General features: G+C 41.7%; 17 protein-coding genes. 10 read left to right on the forward strand and 7 right to left on the reverse strand.

Annotation, left to right across the window (positions count from 1 at the left end; translation table 11 throughout):
• Positions 1–18: 18 nt before the first annotated feature.
• Complete coding sequence (locus tag CSV63_RS11540) at positions 19–1,212, reverse strand: MFS transporter (protein WP_099695935.1); 1,194 nt, start codon at positions 1,210–1,212, stop codon at positions 19–21.
• Positions 1,213–1,357: 145 nt separating this feature from the next.
• Between CSV63_RS11540 and CSV63_RS16905 the strand changes: the two genes are divergently transcribed.
• Together CSV63_RS16905 and CSV63_RS11545 are read left to right on the forward strand one after the other, a co-directional pair.
• Positions 1,358–1,480, forward strand: a complete 123-nt coding sequence (locus CSV63_RS16905) for a hypothetical protein (RefSeq protein ID WP_255408937.1) — start codon at positions 1,358–1,360, stop codon at positions 1,478–1,480.
• A 295-nt stretch (positions 1,481–1,775) separates the two neighbouring features.
• The gene (locus CSV63_RS11545; protein ID WP_099695936.1) at positions 1,776–1,985 is read left to right on the forward strand and encodes a CsbD family protein; all 210 of its coding nucleotides are present in this window, start codon (positions 1,776–1,778) and stop codon (positions 1,983–1,985) included.
• 63 nt (positions 1,986–2,048) lie between these two features.
• Here the strand turns inward: CSV63_RS11545 and CSV63_RS11550 are convergent, their stop codons facing one another.
• Positions 2,049–2,516: a YflT domain-containing protein gene (locus tag CSV63_RS11550; RefSeq protein WP_099695937.1), complete on the reverse strand. Its 468-nt coding sequence runs from the start codon at positions 2,514–2,516 to the stop codon at positions 2,049–2,051.
• 157 nt (positions 2,517–2,673) lie between these two features.
• Between CSV63_RS11550 and CSV63_RS11555 the strand changes: the two genes are divergently transcribed.
• From CSV63_RS11555 to CSV63_RS11565, 3 genes are all read left to right on the forward strand, one after another.
• The gene (locus CSV63_RS11555) at positions 2,674–2,973 is read left to right on the forward strand and encodes a DUF3243 domain-containing protein (protein ID WP_099695997.1); all 300 of its coding nucleotides are present in this window, start codon (positions 2,674–2,676) and stop codon (positions 2,971–2,973) included.
• Between the two features lie 16 nt (positions 2,974–2,989).
• A complete protein-coding gene (locus CSV63_RS11560) occupies positions 2,990–3,229 on the forward strand; it encodes a hypothetical protein (protein WP_099695938.1) in 240 nt (79 codons plus the stop codon).
• 161 nt (positions 3,230–3,390) lie between these two features.
• A complete protein-coding gene (locus CSV63_RS11565; RefSeq protein ID WP_099695939.1) occupies positions 3,391–4,296 on the forward strand; it encodes an EamA family transporter in 906 nt (301 codons plus the stop codon).
• Between the two features lie 76 nt (positions 4,297–4,372).
• On the opposite strand, the gene CSV63_RS11570 is transcribed toward CSV63_RS11565, so the two are convergent.
• The 3 genes from CSV63_RS11570 to CSV63_RS11580 form a co-directional block, all read right to left on the reverse strand.
• Positions 4,373–5,002, reverse strand: coding sequence for an alpha/beta hydrolase (locus CSV63_RS11570; protein WP_099695940.1), 630 nt, complete (start codon positions 5,000–5,002; stop codon positions 4,373–4,375).
• 191 nt (positions 5,003–5,193) lie between these two features.
• Positions 5,194–5,871, reverse strand: coding sequence for an ABC transporter ATP-binding protein (locus CSV63_RS11575; RefSeq protein ID WP_099695941.1), 678 nt, complete (start codon positions 5,869–5,871; stop codon positions 5,194–5,196).
• A 1-nt stretch (position 5,872) separates the two neighbouring features.
• Positions 5,873–6,904 carry an ABC transporter permease gene (locus CSV63_RS11580; protein ID WP_099695942.1) on the reverse strand — a complete coding sequence of 344 codons (1,032 nt, stop codon included), beginning with the start codon at positions 6,902–6,904 and terminating at the stop codon, positions 5,873–5,875.
• Positions 6,905–7,071: 167 nt separating this feature from the next.
• Between CSV63_RS11580 and CSV63_RS11585 the strand changes: the two genes are divergently transcribed.
• The 4 genes from CSV63_RS11585 to CSV63_RS11595 all read left to right on the forward strand — a co-directional run bounded on the left by CSV63_RS11585 (position 7,072) and on the right by CSV63_RS11595 (position 10,647).
• Positions 7,072–8,022, forward strand: a complete 951-nt coding sequence (locus tag CSV63_RS11585) for an ABC transporter ATP-binding protein (RefSeq protein ID WP_099695943.1) — start codon at positions 7,072–7,074, stop codon at positions 8,020–8,022.
• On the forward strand, positions 8,015–9,532 hold the full coding sequence (locus CSV63_RS11590; protein ID WP_099695944.1) for an ABC transporter permease/substrate-binding protein: 1,518 nt from the start codon (positions 8,015–8,017) through the stop codon (positions 9,530–9,532). The genes CSV63_RS11585 and CSV63_RS11590 overlap by 8 nt, the downstream gene beginning before the upstream one ends.
• Positions 9,533–9,542: 10 nt before the next feature.
• On the forward strand, positions 9,543–9,734 hold the full coding sequence (locus CSV63_RS16365; RefSeq protein WP_143565397.1) for a hypothetical protein: 192 nt from the start codon (positions 9,543–9,545) through the stop codon (positions 9,732–9,734).
• Between the two features lie 310 nt (positions 9,735–10,044).
• A complete protein-coding gene (locus CSV63_RS11595; protein WP_099695945.1) occupies positions 10,045–10,647 on the forward strand; it encodes a hypothetical protein in 603 nt (200 codons plus the stop codon).
• A 52-nt stretch (positions 10,648–10,699) separates the two neighbouring features.
• On the opposite strand, the gene CSV63_RS11600 is transcribed toward CSV63_RS11595, so the two are convergent.
• A complete protein-coding gene (locus CSV63_RS11600) occupies positions 10,700–11,137 on the reverse strand; it encodes a GatB/YqeY domain-containing protein (RefSeq protein WP_099695946.1) in 438 nt (145 codons plus the stop codon).
• Between the two features lie 294 nt (positions 11,138–11,431).
• Here CSV63_RS11600 and CSV63_RS11605 point away from each other — a divergent pair, with 294 nt between their 5' ends.
• Positions 11,432–13,624 carry a DNA topoisomerase III gene (locus tag CSV63_RS11605; RefSeq protein WP_099695947.1) on the forward strand — a complete coding sequence of 731 codons (2,193 nt, stop codon included), beginning with the start codon at positions 11,432–11,434 and terminating at the stop codon, positions 13,622–13,624.
• Positions 13,625–14,176: 552 nt separating this feature from the next.
• Here CSV63_RS11605 and proS read toward each other — a convergent pair.
• Positions 14,177–15,613, reverse strand: coding sequence for a proline--tRNA ligase (proS, locus tag CSV63_RS11610; protein ID WP_099695948.1), 1,437 nt, complete (start codon positions 15,611–15,613; stop codon positions 14,177–14,179).
• Between the last annotated feature and the right edge of the window lie 39 nt (positions 15,614–15,652).

The raw sequence follows: 15,652 nt of genomic DNA on the forward strand, positions 1-15,652 counted from the left end.
CAGCTGGTTTATTATGTACTACGCTTTTAACACGCTGCGCCGTATTCTTATCAACAGTACATAGACAACCGGCACAACCGCTGAAAACACAGCGAGACCCGTCCACCCTGCAAACTGCCAAAGCGGTGTGACTAGCGTACTTCCCGCTGCCATACCAATATAATAAGAAACGAGATACAGGCTTGATGCACTTCCCTTATGATGCGTTGCTTCTTTGCTGACAGATGCAGCAGTTAAGGAATGGGCAGAGAAAAAGCCAAGACAGATCACGCAATAACCAATAATAATCAGTGGTAGTGTAGTTGGAACCGTTAGAAGACAACCGACTGCCAGCAATAGTACGCCTATTAAACGAACCGGATTCATACCTACCTTACTGGCAATCGAGCCGGCCAGCGGTGCACCGATAATTCCAAATGCATAAGCGAAGTAGATATAGGAAACCTCATCAAGCGTCATCGAAAATGGTGAAGTAGTCAAATGAAAAGGCAGAAATGTCCACATGCCGGTAAAGCTCAACTGTAGTGCAATACCAAGTCCAAAGACCATTAGCAAAGCCGGATTCTTTAAATGGACACCGAAACCTTCCATGTCTTTCTTTATCGACGCCACACTCGGTTCGAAGTAATTGGATTTCGGTAACGCGAATAGTAAGAAGATAAATATCAATACACCTGCGACCGTTAGAAGTTGAAGTGACAGTTCCCAAGACCAGCGTTCTGCCAAATACCCCGTTACAAAACGGCCAAGCATCCCGCCAGTGCCGTTGAATGAAATATATAGAGCTGTCGCCACGCTCACTACCCGCTCATTGATCTCTTCATTGATATAGGCTAGAGCTGCAGCCAATACGCCCGCCATCCCAAAGCCCTGTATAAATCGCAATACCAGAAACACTGTAAAAGAATGCGTCAAAAACATAGGAATAAATAAAAGAGCTGTTACTAAAACTGAGATTTTTACAAAAATTGATCTACCTAGTCGATCAGAGTAAAATCCAAGAATCACTAAACCGAAAATTAGACCTATTGTATTAACCGACATGGCTAAACTGGCTGCGGACACGGAGACATTGAATTGCTTCGTTAAAATAGGTAGCAAAGGTTGTATAGCATACATCGCGGCAAAAATCAGCACTGAAGCAATGCCTAGCCCGATGACAATACGCCAAAATCGAAGTTCGCGAATCGTTGATTTAGCTTGTAAATTCATGATGACACTTCCAGTCCAATAAATGTGAATAATGAAATTATATCACTACACTAAAAGTTTAACAGGAAATTGTAGGAGACAAATTGAAATTCAGTGTATATTCTTTCTATAAGGAGCCATCCTACCATTTGGAGGTGTTAGACAAATGAGCAAAATGGCGATGACAGCTGTCGGACTTGGTGCACTTTATCTCATGCGAAATAAGCAGTCACGGGAAAAGCTTATGGAGCAAATTAGTAACCTTTCAGGAATGAACAGTACTCCGTAATGCCAGACATTTGTAAACACCCTAAAAGCCGGAGCCTCTAAAGGGATCCGGCTTTTCACTTGTTTAGTCACACTATATCGTGCAATATCATGCCTCCATTCCGGCTGTTCATCCAAAAATCATCCGTAACTCATATTATAAATAACTGGTATCTTGTGAAATGAGGTTATGACATAATCAATCAGTAGAATGTGGCAGGCACAATCGTGCTGTAACTATTCCAACAATACTTCAGATGTTTTCTCTTTTTGAAAGTGGGTATTTATATACTAACAAACGAAACGGAGGAGATAGTATGAGTAACAAAGATCACGGTGCAGAAGATAAATTAAAAGGTATTGGCAACAAAGTAAAAGGTAGCGTAAAAGATACCATAGGTGATTTGACTGATGACACTAAAATGCAAGCTGAAGGTAAATGGGACAAGGCAAAAGGCGCTGCACAAGAAAAGATTGGTGAAGCGAAAGAACACTTCAGTGATGATGAAGCACACCCTAACAAGTAAAACGTGTAGTACGAACATAAAAGAAGGATCTTCCATTACGATGGAAGATCCTTCTTTTTACAACTAATCTGTACCTATTCTCGGACTGTTTGGAATCGGGTTCCCCACTACTTCATTCGGATCACTATCCAGATTTTCCCCGCTTTCCGTTTGCTGTCGAGCACTGTCATGAGGATCTACAGATTGGACTCGTTCTTCGTCTGTTAGCTGATCGACAAACAAAGCAATGCCGCCTTCTTTTAAATCAGTGTAGAATGTTTTGGATTCTAGTTTCGTAAAACCCATTTTAATGAAAATCGTTAACATTTCATCTTTACTGTTGAATAAACGGCGCGTATGATCCCAGAGCGACCCTTCCTGGATACCGATTATCTCTATATCAGAATCACTTTCCAAAACTTTCAGATCATCCCGCACATTGGAAACTACACACATATGATGTTTTTTAAATCCTTTTGCCTCAAGTTCAGTTATTTTATAAAGGACATTATCCACAGAATGAAATGTACCCGCATATTGTTTAGTAGCCATTATTGCACCTCCCTTTCACTATGCTATACTCCTACCCACTGAAGCCTCTTTTCACACATAATTCAAAATACATTACCACTATCTTCACATGCATAGTTCATTACTTCCTGTACAAGCTAGTTGTATCACAATGAAAAGGAGTGGTTGATTGGTGGATATGAAAAAGAAGTTGGAGTCTGAAGTTTCAAACATGGGAAATGAAAAGAAAGAGCAGATTTTACAGAACTTCAATCATTTTAAAGGGTATCTCGCTGATAAAGTAAAAAAAGGTGAAATCCTTGGAATGAATGATGAACAATTGGCGAAAACTACAACATTTATTGCCGATTATTTATCACGTCATGAAGAACCTCGAAATCGTGAGCAATATTTATTACAAGAACTTTGGGATTCAGGCTCTAAAGAAGAGCAACACTCTTTGGCACATATGCTTCTCAAAATGGTTCGTCAAGCATAATAGGAGGCGGTTAGACGTGACGTCAACGAAAAATCCAAGCCCCAATTATCCTCCGAATACGTATCGTCTGATTCAGACACATCCTGAAAATCTACAGACTAACACAGTTAGTTTGTTCGATTTGCATGAAGATATGCAAACAGTCGATTCCATCTCTCTACCCGATCAGCGAAAAGCGCTTATGAAAGAAAAAATCAACCACTCCCCCCGTTTTAGTGGTGGCAGCTTGTCGAATGACTACGGCGCTCCCCACTGAACTACCGATAAAAGCTGTACAGTGAAAATTCCACTGTACAGCTTTTCCCCGTTTATTTGCAGTTATTGTCGCTATTTCCCGGGAAATACGATTAGTATTGCGCAGTTTGAAAAACCATTTTCATGATATACTATGATCCGATGGAAATGGAGGGTGTACCGATGAAACTGTGGATGTATCCGTTGCTCGTTGTATTTGGGGCTGCATGTTATGGAATTTTATCAACGATTATCAAATTAGCTATTCAGGATGGTTTCACCGCTTCAGAGGCAGTGACGAGCCAATATTATACAGGATTTCTTTTAGCTCTTATTATTTTTATTTTCGTTAAGCGCTCTAAACCAACATTTCGCGGCAGTTTTCCGGTCTTAATTGCAGGATTATTTACAGCAATTACAGGCACCGTATACGGCAAATCGGTAGAGTATATGCCTGCTTCACTGGCAGTTGTCTTGCTTTTTCAATTCACATGGATCGGTATGTTGTATGAGTGTGTACTAGCCAAGCGTTTGCCTAAACAATCAGAAGTGGTATCGCTTGTTTTTCTATTCGGTGGGACGATTTTAGCTGCAGGATTGATTGACGTGGATGTAAGCGGGATTCCATGGCAAGGATGGGCATGGGGACTTGCTGCTGCGTTTAGTTTCGCAGCGTTCGTTACAGCGAATCAGAAGCCAGTACCAGGTATGGATGTCGTGACGCGGTTGTTCTTAATGTCATTTTATGCAGCGATCGCAATCACTTTTTTCCAGTCTCCCGAAATTTTATGGAACGGGATGTTAGGTGATGGATTGTGGGTTTATGGTGCCATTTTGGGCGTATTTGGCATTGTTCTCCCCATCTTCCTATTTTCTATCGGAGTACCAAAAGTTGGCGCAGGCATGTCTTCTATTTTAAGTGCTGTTGAATTGCCCGTAGCGATTATAGCTTCAATGTTGTTGCTTGGCGAAAGATTAACGGCATTGCAGTTTCTTGGCATTTTCCTCGTATTGTTCGGGATGACGTGGCCAGCTATGTTGCAACGGTATGCAATGAATAGGAAATTGCGGTTAAGACGGGTGGAATAAACGGAAAAATGAATACAACAAAAGAGACTTCACTCATCCAGTGAAGTCTTGTTTGTCGTCTATTTCGACCAATCCCTTATAGCGACCGAATAAATGTCACCAAATCTTGTTGATTCTCTGGCGTTACGCCATGTCCGTCATTATATGTTTTGAACGTTACATGCGCGCCAAGTGATTCAAAGTATTCCTTGCTTTCCGCTCCAGATTGCGATGGAATTATATAGTCATAGTCACCATGGGAAATGAATACGTGTTGATTTTCCACGGACTGTATTGCATATTCACTCTTGACGAAATCAGGTACGTATCCACTAAGTGCCGCCACTCCATGGAGTGAAGGTATCAACGTTACACCCAGCGCCTGTGCAAGAGCGGCTCCCTGACTGAAACCGATGACTGTCAACCGCTCAGGATCTAGATCATATTCCTGAATGGCTTCACGTATAAATGATTGGATGTAGACGAGCACTTTATCGAATACTTCACGGACCGGCTTTCCTTCTTCTTCAATCGTGAAAAATGCATAGCCTGGCGCGTGAACGACAGGACCTCTCAAACTGAAAATATGATGTGTTTCTTTAAATTCTTGAACTAATTGCGGTAGATCCTCTTCATGACTCCCCATTCCATGAAGTAAAAATAGCGCAGGTTGTTTTTCTTCTGTATTCGCGGGCTTTGTATGTGTAAATGTAAATGGTGATTTCATAGTCATTCTCCCCTTTTCTCTTCTTTATGCCACTAGTTTACCACAGAAAAAAGCGTCTGCCACTATATGCGACAGACGTGTTGAACGGCTTATTTATTTTCTGGCTACGCTCATACTTCATCCCAGTTGATAGTTCCATCTTTGTATTGATCACGGTGTTCTTTAGTCATTGTATCGATGGGTCAACTGTTTTATTCTACTATATAACCATCTCGCATCGTTATAACCCGATCAACATACCGTAGCATCTCTTCATCATGCGTCACCATCAATGTCGTTAAATGTAATGTACGTGTTAATTCCTGCAATAATTCCATCACACCTTTCGAGCGTTTCGTATCAAGACTTGCAGTGGGTTCATCTGCAAATAAGATCTTTGGACGATGAATGATCGCGCGAGCAATCGCTACACGTTGACGCTCTCCTCCTGATAAAGAAGAAGGATACGCATCTTTGCGGTGCTGCATTTCAACTAACTTTAACATCTCATCTATTGCTTTAGCTTGTTCCTTTTTACTCGTTTTCGTTTCCGCTACGTCAAGCATCAACTGCAGTTGCTCTTCCACCGTCAAAAAAGGAACCAAGTGGGAAGACTGAAAAACAAATCCGAAGTCCGTTGCACGAACATGGCGAATCTCTTCCTGACTCATTTTCGTCATGTCTTTCCCTTCAAATAAAATCTCACCGCCAGATGCTCTTTGCAAACCTGCCGCAATCGTTAAGATGGTTGATTTTCCAGAGCCGGAAGGGCCAATCAACGCGGTAATTTCCCCTTCTTTCAAAGACAAATTCACACCTTTTAATATCTCTTCTTCGATTTCTCCATTGGTAAACGTCTTTTTTACATGATCAATAGTAAAGACAGACATATTACATCTCTCCTTGTTGAATCGCTTGAAGCGGTTCAATTTTTTTCACTTGGATTCCTGAAATGGTCGCACCGATAAAACCGACCGTCATAAATACTGCAGATAGCATCCAGACAGTATCCATCGTTAAGTGGAATGGCATGCCTTCAGGGGTAACAAAACTGAATGCTTGGCTGAGCGCAATGGACAATACGAGTGAAATAGCGGTAATGACTAGCATCTGATACCAAATCATCTTGAATAACGAAATCGTCTTCATGCCAATCGCTTTCAATATGCCGTACAACCCGATCTTCTGAACATTCATCATATAGAAGAAAATTGCAAACAACATACCACTGATAATGACAAGGAACCAGACAATCATATTCAATGACATCTGCTCTGCACTGTAACTCGGAATAGCATGTAAGAACTCTTTATTCGAAAAAGAATCGAGTGCACTCAGTGTGGGTGCATCTTTTCCCGGAATGAAAATCGTTTGCATTTCCATCACACGATAGATCTCTTGGTAGTTCGTCATTCCAATGAATGCAACGGGTGCGTGACTGTATTTCTGCTGCTCCACAAATCCTTTAACAATGAATTCTCCACTAAATTGATTGTTAGTTAAGACGTCACCGACTTCAATACCGTCTTCTTTCAACGAGCTATCCAGAACAATTTCCCCGTCTTTGACATTTTCAAATAGCTTAGACTCAGTAGAAGCAACGAATGCTACACTATGCTGCTTATCTTCCGCATCGTTGACAAATCCCATTTGAACCGAAAATGCGGTTGCATTAGGATTGTCTATAAGTATTTGCTTTTGAACCTCTTCGTCTATTTTGGAGAGATTATACGTACTATCTGCATCTTTACTTAGATAAAATTGTCCGTCAGGTAAATCTTTTATCAACGCAGCATTATCCTGGGATAACCCATTTGCCAGTCCTGAAATAATAAACGTCAAGAAACTAACGAGAAATATAATAGATCCAAGAATTAGAAACTTGGCTTTGCTTTTCTTCATTTCTTTCCATGCGATTTTCATAGTAACGCCTCCGTGTTATTCTTTATACTCACATCTTATCTTATGAAGGTGAACGGAAAATGAACGGCTCATTACAATGCACGATTTCTCATTACTCTTCTCGAAGGGATATAACTTTCTATTCTATCGATACTATGTGAAAATTATCATAAAAAGGTGGGGGTTCGATGATTCGTTTTGAAGAAGTTTCAAAAAGTTATGATATGTCACGCCTAGTCGTAGAATCGGTGAATTTAGAAATTCAGCGGGGGGAGTTTCTAGTTCTAGTGGGACCAAGTGGTTGTGGAAAGACTACTACGCTTAAGATGATCAACCGACTGATCCCACTTACAAAAGGCACGATTTGGCTCGATGGCAAGCGAATCAGTGATTATTCAATCCATGAACTTCGTTGGCAAATTGGTTATGTCTTACAACAAATCGCCTTATTTCCCCATATGACAATCGAAGAAAACATTGCAATTGTCCCCGAATTGGTCGGCTGGAAAAAGAAAAAAATCCGCGAACGTGTAACGGAACTGCTTGAAATGGTGGGATTAGATCCCGAATTGTATCGGAAGCGTAAACCGAGTGAATTGTCAGGTGGTCAGCAACAGCGAGTAGGTGTTGTGCGCGCACTTGCAGCCGACCCAGATATTCTATTGATGGATGAACCATTTAGCGCTCTGGACCCTATTAGTCGTTTGAAACTTCAGGATGATCTACTGGATTTACAGCAAAGAATTCAAAAAACTATTGTATTCGTCACGCATGATTTACAGGAGGCATTTAAATTAGGTGATCGGGTCTGTATTATGAATGAGGGTAAAATCGAACAAATTGCAACACCGCAAGAAATTCTTACTAGACCTGCTTCACCGTTCGTGCGTGAATTTACTGCATCGGCTGCAGCACGCACATTTTCCATTGCAGATCATCTGGAGGAAATTCCTACAAATCTATCGTTGGCTTTCGCGATACCAATTGACTCAGAATGGGGAACGCTCTTACAGTTCTTGACTTCTACTGACCAAGTCGCGATTGAACAAGACGGACACGTTGTTGGAATGATTACACGAGAAGGCATTCTCCACTTTCTAGCTGAGCAGTCACGTAAAGGAGGAATAACGAATGAATAGTTTTCTGGATGTTCTTCAAAGTCGGCGCGGTCAATTACTGGACGCTCTGATCGAACATATTCAAATCTCCTTAATCTCCTTATTAATTGCGGTTCTGATTGCGGTTCCACTTGGCATCTATTTGACAAACCGGCGAAAAATGGCGGAATCTGTCATCGGTGCAAGCGCTGTATTGCAGACAATTCCTTCCCTTGCACTACTCGGTCTATTGATTCCCCTATTCGGTATAGGAAAAATACCCGCAATTATAGCGTTAGTCGTCTATGCGTTGTTGCCCATTTTACGTAATACATACACGGGCATTAAAGAAGTGGATCCTTCACTTAAAGAAGCAGCGACTGCGATGGGAATGAATACCCGAAAAAGGTTGATGAAAGTGGAATTGCCGCTCGCAATGCCGATCATTATGGCAGGTATCCGCACTTCGATGGTATTGATCGTCGGAACTGCCACATTAGCGGCATTGATTGGCGCAGGTGGACTAGGTGATTTGATATTGCTTGGTATTGATCGTAATAATCCATCATTAATTGTCCTAGGCGCTATACCAGCAGCGTTACTAGCACTATTCTTTGATTACTTATTAAAAATATTCGAAGGTCTTTCGTTTAGGAAAGCTATCACTGCGTTTACCATTTTCGTTATTGTAGCGGTCTTGATGATAGCAGCTCCATTCTTAGGCGGTAACTCCAAACAAGAAATAGTCATTGGTGCCAAACTTGGCGCAGAACCTGAAATTCTTATTAATATGTACAAACTATTGATCGAAGACCAAACGGATCTTTCCGTGGAATTAAAACCGGGGCTCGGTAAAACGTCATTCGTCTTCAATGCATTGAAATCTGGAAGCATCGATTTGTACCCGGAGTTTACAGGTACGGCGATATCCGAGTTTTTGAAAGATGAAGCCGTCAGCAATGACCGAGACGAAGTGTATGAGCAAGCGCGAAAAGGACTAGACGAACAATTTAATATGACATTCCTTACACCGATGTCCTTCAATAATACGTATACACTCGCTGTCTCCAAAACATTCCAAGAAGAGTACGGACTTAAAACAATTTCTGATCTAGCCGCAGTGGAACAGGCCGTAAAAGCGGGCTTTACTCTCGAATTTAATGACCGGGAAGATGGATACTTAGGCATTCAAAAGCTTTATGACATTACGTTCCCTTCCATTCAAACGATGGAACCGAAGCTGCGCTATCAAGCTATAGAGGCAAGCGAAATCAACTTGATGGACGCCTACTCGACAGATAGCGAGCTACGCGAATATGATTTGTCAGTTCTAGAAGACGATAAAGAACTGTTCCCACCGTATCAAGGCGCGCCATTGCTTCGCAAAGAGACATTAAAGAAGTATCCTGAACTTGAGGATGCGTTAAATAGTCTAGCCGGAATCGTAACGGACGATGAGATGCGTGAAATGAATTATCAAGTGAATGCGGAAGGTGCTAGCGCGAAAACAGTAGCAGAGGCATTTTTGAAAGAACAAGGTTTGTTGGAGTAATGCGGAAAGTGTGAACGTTGTTGTACGTATTGAGCGGTTACATGGCAAGTATGAGCGCTTGCGGTGCATGATAGAGCGCGTGTGCATGCTGATAGAGCGCTTGGACACCGGCTTAGAGCGGTTGATTGAACGGTATGATCGTTTATACGGTTTAATGAGCGAAACGGAACAGCCCACTTCTACTTATCAAGGCAGCCATTAAACTAAAAACAGTCACTGGCAGAAAAATGCTGGTGACTGTTTTTAGTTTATTTAATTAAACCATCCACGCAACATATAGGTTGTCGACCTCATCATAACGCGCGCATGCCCGTCGCGTATGAACATCTTTCCTTAACCCGTGAAATTACCACGGCACTTGACACTTGCAACCATTCATCTCCCCTTTTTAGTTAACTAATATGTATTTAATAAAAATAGATAGCTTTCTTTTACATATTCGGAGTGCCCAATGGCTTCAGACAATACTGTAAAATGCTATAATTAAATATATAGAGAAGGAGGCATAAGCGATGAAAAAACGAATGAGTATAGCTCTCTTAAGTTGCCTATTATTTCTCAGTGCCTGTGCAGCAACCGATACGAATAAATTGACGATACCTGAACTTACAGATCGTGAAAAACAAATACTTGAAACAGCTGCCAATACTGCATTTGTCTTTGACTATACAGCTGATCAAAACTATACAAAGGTTAATTTGTGGGTGGAAAAGTATAAAAAAGGTAAGAAGGTTGCGGAGCCAATCAGCGAGTTATCTACTCCACTGCCTGGTGAGTCGACGAAGGGTAGCATCGTCTTGACGGTCACACAAACACTTGAGGAAGAATTATTATTCTCCGCAAGTGTCAGTGACGCTAAAGGCTCTGCGAGTGTGAGTAATCAAGAAGAACTTAAGAGTATGGACGATATGGCGACTCTATTTAATACCAATCCACAAGAAGGTTTACTTCTCTCGGATAATATGTTGTTGGCCGGTATCGTCTACACATCTACGACAGAAGGTTCGCCGACTAGTACGTTATCTAGCGATTTTTATGAACAAAAAGAAGGCTACTTGGATGAATTAAAAAAATACGACGTGGTTTATGTATTACGGGCTTCGTTTGAAAAATAAAAGAACTGGATGACAAGTACACGACTTGTCATCCAGTTCTCTTATTAATAATTCAGTTCTGCAAATACTCTTTAACTGCCTGCGAAACAGTCTTTCCTTCTGCACGACCAGCAACTTCCTTCATTACAACGCCGATTGTCTGACCCATTGATGCATCGGTTGGAGTGCCTAATGATGCGATCAATTCTTTTACATCTTCCACATTCATCTGCTTCGGCAAATACGATTCAACGATCGCGATCTTCGCTTTTTCTGCTTCCACGATGTCTTCGCGATTGGCTTTTTGACCTTCTTCAAGCGATTGTTTGGTTTGCTTGAGTTCACGCTGAACGATTTTGATTTCTTCTTCAATCGTCAGTTCACGCTTTAAATCTAGTGATTCATTCTGTAGACCAGCCCGCAATAAATTGATGACACCTTTCTTCATTGTGTCTTTTTCCTTCATTGCTGTCCTTATATCGGCCATTAAACGATCTCTTAGTTCTGACATTGAAATCCCTCGTTTCTATAGTGTTACTTACAGTATACAAAAAAATCCTTCGTTCAGTCTTGTATTGTCACTCCGTCTGGAATACAAATCGCTAGTTCAAGGTGGACTGTACTTCCCCTTAGCAATACAATCTCTAACGTACAATGAACGAAAAAGTATCCATCCGCCTTAATTGACGAAAGTAGCGGTCTAGTTTACACTTTTTAGTAAGTAACTTCTTCATTTAGCGTAAGGCCATAAACCTTATCTATTGGAGGAGTTTTTCGACATGTATATAAAAAAGGAGTTCATTATATGAAAAAAAGTGTAGTACTAGCGGAGAAACCTTCCGTCGCAAGGGACATTGCCCGCGTGCTGAACTGCAATAAAAAAGGTAACGGCTATCTAGAAGGCGATAAGTATATCGTGACATGGGCTCTTGGACACTTGGTGACACTCGCTGATCCAGAAAATTATGATACGAAATTTAAGACGTGGAAACTAGAGGATCTACCGATGATGCCGAAAGATTTAAAACTTACCGTCATCAAACAAACGAGCAGACAATACAATGCCGTAAAAGCACAACTGCTTCGCACAGATGTTTCAGATATTATTATCGGGACAGATGCTGGACGTGAAGGAGAATTAGTCGCACGTTGGATTATTGAAAAAGCGAAAGTTAAGAAGCCGATTAAACGTTTATGGATTTCATCCGTAACGGACAAAGCAATTAAAGACGGTTTCGCTCAGTTAAAACCTGGTACAGCTTATGAAAATTTATTTGAAGCAGCAGTCGCCCGCTCTGAAGCTGATTGGTATATCGGTCTCAATGCCACGCGCGCACTGACAACCAAATTTAACGCACAACTGAACTGCGGACGTGTGCAGACACCTGTCGTTGCAATTATTGCACAGCGTGAAGAGGAAATTAACACCTTCCGTCCTAAAACATTTTACGGCATCGAAGCACAATCTGACTCCAAATTAAAACTGACGTGGCAGGATGCAAAAACAGGCGATACCCGTTCATTTGACCGTGATAAACTATCTGCCATCGTCAAAAAAGTTGATGGCAAGCAAGCTATAATTGAAAATGTCGAGAAAAAAGCGAAGAAGACATTCTCACCAGGTCTTTACGATTTGACTGAATTACAGCGTGATGCCAACAAAATGTTCGGCTACTCTGCTAAAGATACACTCAATATTATGCAAAGATTATATGAACAGCACAAAATACTAACCTATCCACGGACAGACTCCCGTTTCCTCTCAAGCGATCTCGTTGCAACACTTCCCGAGCGCTTGAAAACTGTCGGTATAGGCGAATATCGAACACTTGCGAATAAAATACTGAAGAAACCGATTAAAACGAGTAAATCCTTTGTTGACGACAGCAAAGTATCTGATCACCACGCAATCATTCCGACAGAAGAAATCGTTTTACTCGACAAATTGTCTGATCGCGAGCGCAAAATCTATGATCTGGTAGTCAAGCGATTCTTAGCCGTTCTGTTCCCAGCACATGAATACGAACAATTAACAGTTCATGCAAAAGTAGCAGACGAACGTTTCACAGCACGTGGAAAAACCATTTTGACCGCCGGTTGGAAAGAAGTTTATAATAACCAATTCGATGAAGAAGAAACTGAACAGGACACGAAAGAACAATTATTACCTAAGCTCGTAGCAGGCGATAAGCTAGACATCAAACTTATCAAAGAAACTTCTGGACAAACGAAGCCCCCTGCCCGATTCAATGAAGCTACATTATTATCTGCAATGGAAAATCCAACGAAATATATAGGTACACAGGATAAGAAACTTGCTGACACATTGAAATCCACAGGTGGACTAGGAACCGTGGCAACGCGTGCTGATATTATCGACAAGCTCTTCAACTCCTTCTTAATCGAGAAACGCGGAAAAGACATCCACGTCACGAACAAAGGCAAGCAGTTGCTCGAATTAGTACCGGATGAATTGAAATCTCCTTTGCTGACAGCGGAGTGGGAATTGAAACTAGAAAAGATCGCAAAAGGTCAGCTAAAAAAAGAAGATTTCATTAATGAAATGAAGGGCTATACGAAGGAAATTGTTTCAGAGATTAAAGCAAGCGAAGCGAAGTTTAAGCACGATAATATTTCTACGAAAACATGTCCAGACTGCGGCAAGCCGATGCTTGAAGTTAATGGCAAGCATGGCAAGATGCTCGTTTGTCAGGATCGTGAGTGTGGTCACCGTAAAAACGTCTCCCGTGTCACGAACGCACGCTGTCCACAATGTAAAAAGAAAATGGAGCTACGAGGCGAAGGCGACGGGCAAATCTTTACGTGTAAGTGTGGTTATCGAGAAAAGCTTTCTACGTTCAAGGCGCGACGTGAGAAGAATTCAAAAGGCAAGGTCAATAAGCGCGATGTGCAGAAGTATTTAAAGAAAAACAATGACGATGAGCCTGTCAACAATCCATTTGCGGATGCTTTAAAAGGTTTGAAGTTGGACGACTAATATCAAAAAAGGCTGGCTATTGTGTTGAGGTGGGGATTGAGTTCAAAGATGTGCTCCTAACGCTTCGCTTTAACTCGCAAAAGCCCTCCTACGAGCCAATCCCTTACAATATGGGCAATTGATATTTTTGGTTGTGCATTAAAGTAAATGCTGTAATAGCTTTTGAACTTCGGTACTTGAATCTAAATAAGTTAAGGCAAAAAAATAATTCACATACTACCTACAGTGAGTGATCTAAGTACCCGCACTATCAATGTAGGATGGAAGCGGAAGTTGGTGGCGACTCCCGATGGATCTGCCCGATCAGGTGAGACAACCAAAAGAGAGCGAGAGCCGTCACGAAGAACGGATTTTGCGAGTAAAAGCGAAGCGTTAGGAGCATTTCTTTGCACTTGCGAACTGGTTGGCTCACCGCGGGCCCATGGGAAAGCGTCCGCCAACTGGAGCTTCAATCCCCAACACAACACCACTTCACTCTCTACAGTATTTGTACTTTAAATCACTAAAAAAGCTGTCCCACAAAACTTCGTGGGACAGCTTTTAATTTCTTTATTAGTAAGCTCTTGCAAACCAAACAGTATGCTTCGATTCGTTTCCACAATTAATACAAGTGGATTTCTCTGCTGGTGGATTGAATGGAATATTACGTGTTGTAAACTTCGTTTCATTTTTGACATGTTCTTCACATGCGTCATCTCCACACCAGCCTGCAAGGATCCAGCCTGGAGTTACTTCGTTTGTCGCACTATCTTCAATATGCTTCTGCAACTCATCCAGCGTATCGATGTTCGTATGGGAATGTTCGTCACGGAACGTACGAGCATTTTCAAGCAATCGCTTCTGCATCGTCTGTAGTTCTTGCTCAATGCTCGCTACAGCTTCAGTCAGGTCAACTGCTACTTTCTCTCCGCCGTCACGCGCTTTCATCAATGCTTGATTGTTATCAAGATCACGTGGCCCAAGTTCTAGTCGTACTGGAACACCTTTTAATTCATACTCATTAAATTTGAAACCTGGAGACTGGTCAGAATCGTCTAAACGGACACGAATGCCTTTAGATTTCAATTCAGCGTAGATTTCGTCCAGCTTTTCCATGATTGCGGGATTCTTCTTCCAAGGACCCACTGGAATCAGCACAACTTGTGTCGGTGCAATGCGCGGAGGTAATACAAGACCTTGCTCGTCACCATGTACCATGATAACGGAACCAATCAAGCGTGTGGATGTTCCCCATGACGTCGTATGCACGAACTGATGCTTATTTTCTTTTGTTAAGTATTTGATATCAAAAGCTTCCGCAAACTTTGTTCCAAGGTAATGTGAAGTTCCGGCTTGTACTGCTTTACCATCTTTCATCATCGCTTCAATCGAGAATGTATCAATAGCACCCGCAAAACGCTCAGATGGTGTTTTCTGACCGTCATATACAGGAATTGCAAGTAGGTCTTCAACAACTTCTTTGTAGATTTGCAACATTTGCATCGTCTCATGACGCGCTTCTTCTTCATCTACGTGTGCAGTATGTCCTTCTTGCCACAAGAACTCTGATGTCCGAATGAATGGTAGCGTCTTTTTCTCCCAGCGGAATACGTTTGCCCACTGGTTGATCAATACGGGAAGATCACGATAGCTCTTGATCCAGTCGGAATACAAATGACCAATCATCGTTTCAGACGTCGGACGTAGCGCTAAACGTTCTTCTAATTTCTCGCCCGCAGCTTCTGTTACCCATGGCAATTCTGGAGAAAACCCTTCGATATGATCTTTTTCTTTTTCAAAAAACGACTCCGGAATTAGCATGGGAAAATATGCGTTACGGTGACCCGTTTCTTTAAAACGACGATTCATTTCATCTTGAATATGCTCCCAGATTTCATAGCCGTCTGGTTTAAACGCGATACATCCGCGCACTGGTGTATAATCCATTAAATCCGCTTTCTGGATTGTGTCGATATACCATTTTGTAAAATCATTTTGCTGATTGCTCATTACTTCATTTCCTCCTTAGTAAAAACCGCACTCTTGTTG

The organism is Sporosarcina sp. P34 (assembly GCF_002743375.1).
Taxonomy (GTDB): domain Bacteria; phylum Bacillota; class Bacilli; order Bacillales_A; family Planococcaceae; genus Sporosarcina.

Coding starts and splice junctions, on each gene's coding strand:
- CSV63_RS11565 (WP_099695939.1), top strand. CDS start 3,391: ATGAAACTGTGGATGTATCCGTTGCTCGTTGTATTTGGGGCTGCATGT.
- CSV63_RS11595 (WP_099695945.1), top strand. CDS start 10,045: ATGAAAAAACGAATGAGTATAGCTCTCTTAAGTTGCCTATTATTTCTC.
- CSV63_RS11570 (WP_099695940.1), bottom strand. CDS start 5,002: ATGAAATCACCATTTACATTTACACATACAAAGCCCGCGAATACAGAA.
- CSV63_RS11590 (WP_099695944.1), top strand. CDS start 8,015: ATGAATAGTTTTCTGGATGTTCTTCAAAGTCGGCGCGGTCAATTACTG.
- CSV63_RS11580 (WP_099695942.1), bottom strand. CDS start 6,904: ATGAAAATCGCATGGAAAGAAATGAAGAAAAGCAAAGCCAAGTTTCTA.
- CSV63_RS11575 (WP_099695941.1), bottom strand. CDS start 5,871: ATGTCTGTCTTTACTATTGATCATGTAAAAAAGACGTTTACCAATGGA.
- CSV63_RS16905 (WP_255408937.1), top strand. CDS start 1,358: ATGAGCAAAATGGCGATGACAGCTGTCGGACTTGGTGCACTTTATCTC.
- CSV63_RS11605 (WP_099695947.1), top strand. CDS start 11,432: ATGAAAAAAAGTGTAGTACTAGCGGAGAAACCTTCCGTCGCAAGGGAC.
- CSV63_RS11600 (WP_099695946.1), bottom strand. CDS start 11,137: ATGTCAGAACTAAGAGATCGTTTAATGGCCGATATAAGGACAGCAATG.
- CSV63_RS11540 (WP_099695935.1), bottom strand. CDS start 1,212: ATGAATTTACAAGCTAAATCAACGATTCGCGAACTTCGATTTTGGCGT.
- CSV63_RS11585 (WP_099695943.1), top strand. CDS start 7,072: ATGATTCGTTTTGAAGAAGTTTCAAAAAGTTATGATATGTCACGCCTA.
- CSV63_RS11550 (WP_099695937.1), bottom strand. CDS start 2,516: ATGGCTACTAAACAATATGCGGGTACATTTCATTCTGTGGATAATGTC.
- CSV63_RS11555 (WP_099695997.1), top strand. CDS start 2,674: ATGAAAAAGAAGTTGGAGTCTGAAGTTTCAAACATGGGAAATGAAAAG.
- CSV63_RS11545 (WP_099695936.1), top strand. CDS start 1,776: ATGAGTAACAAAGATCACGGTGCAGAAGATAAATTAAAAGGTATTGGC.
- proS (WP_099695948.1), bottom strand. CDS start 15,613: ATGAGCAATCAGCAAAATGATTTTACAAAATGGTATATCGACACAATC.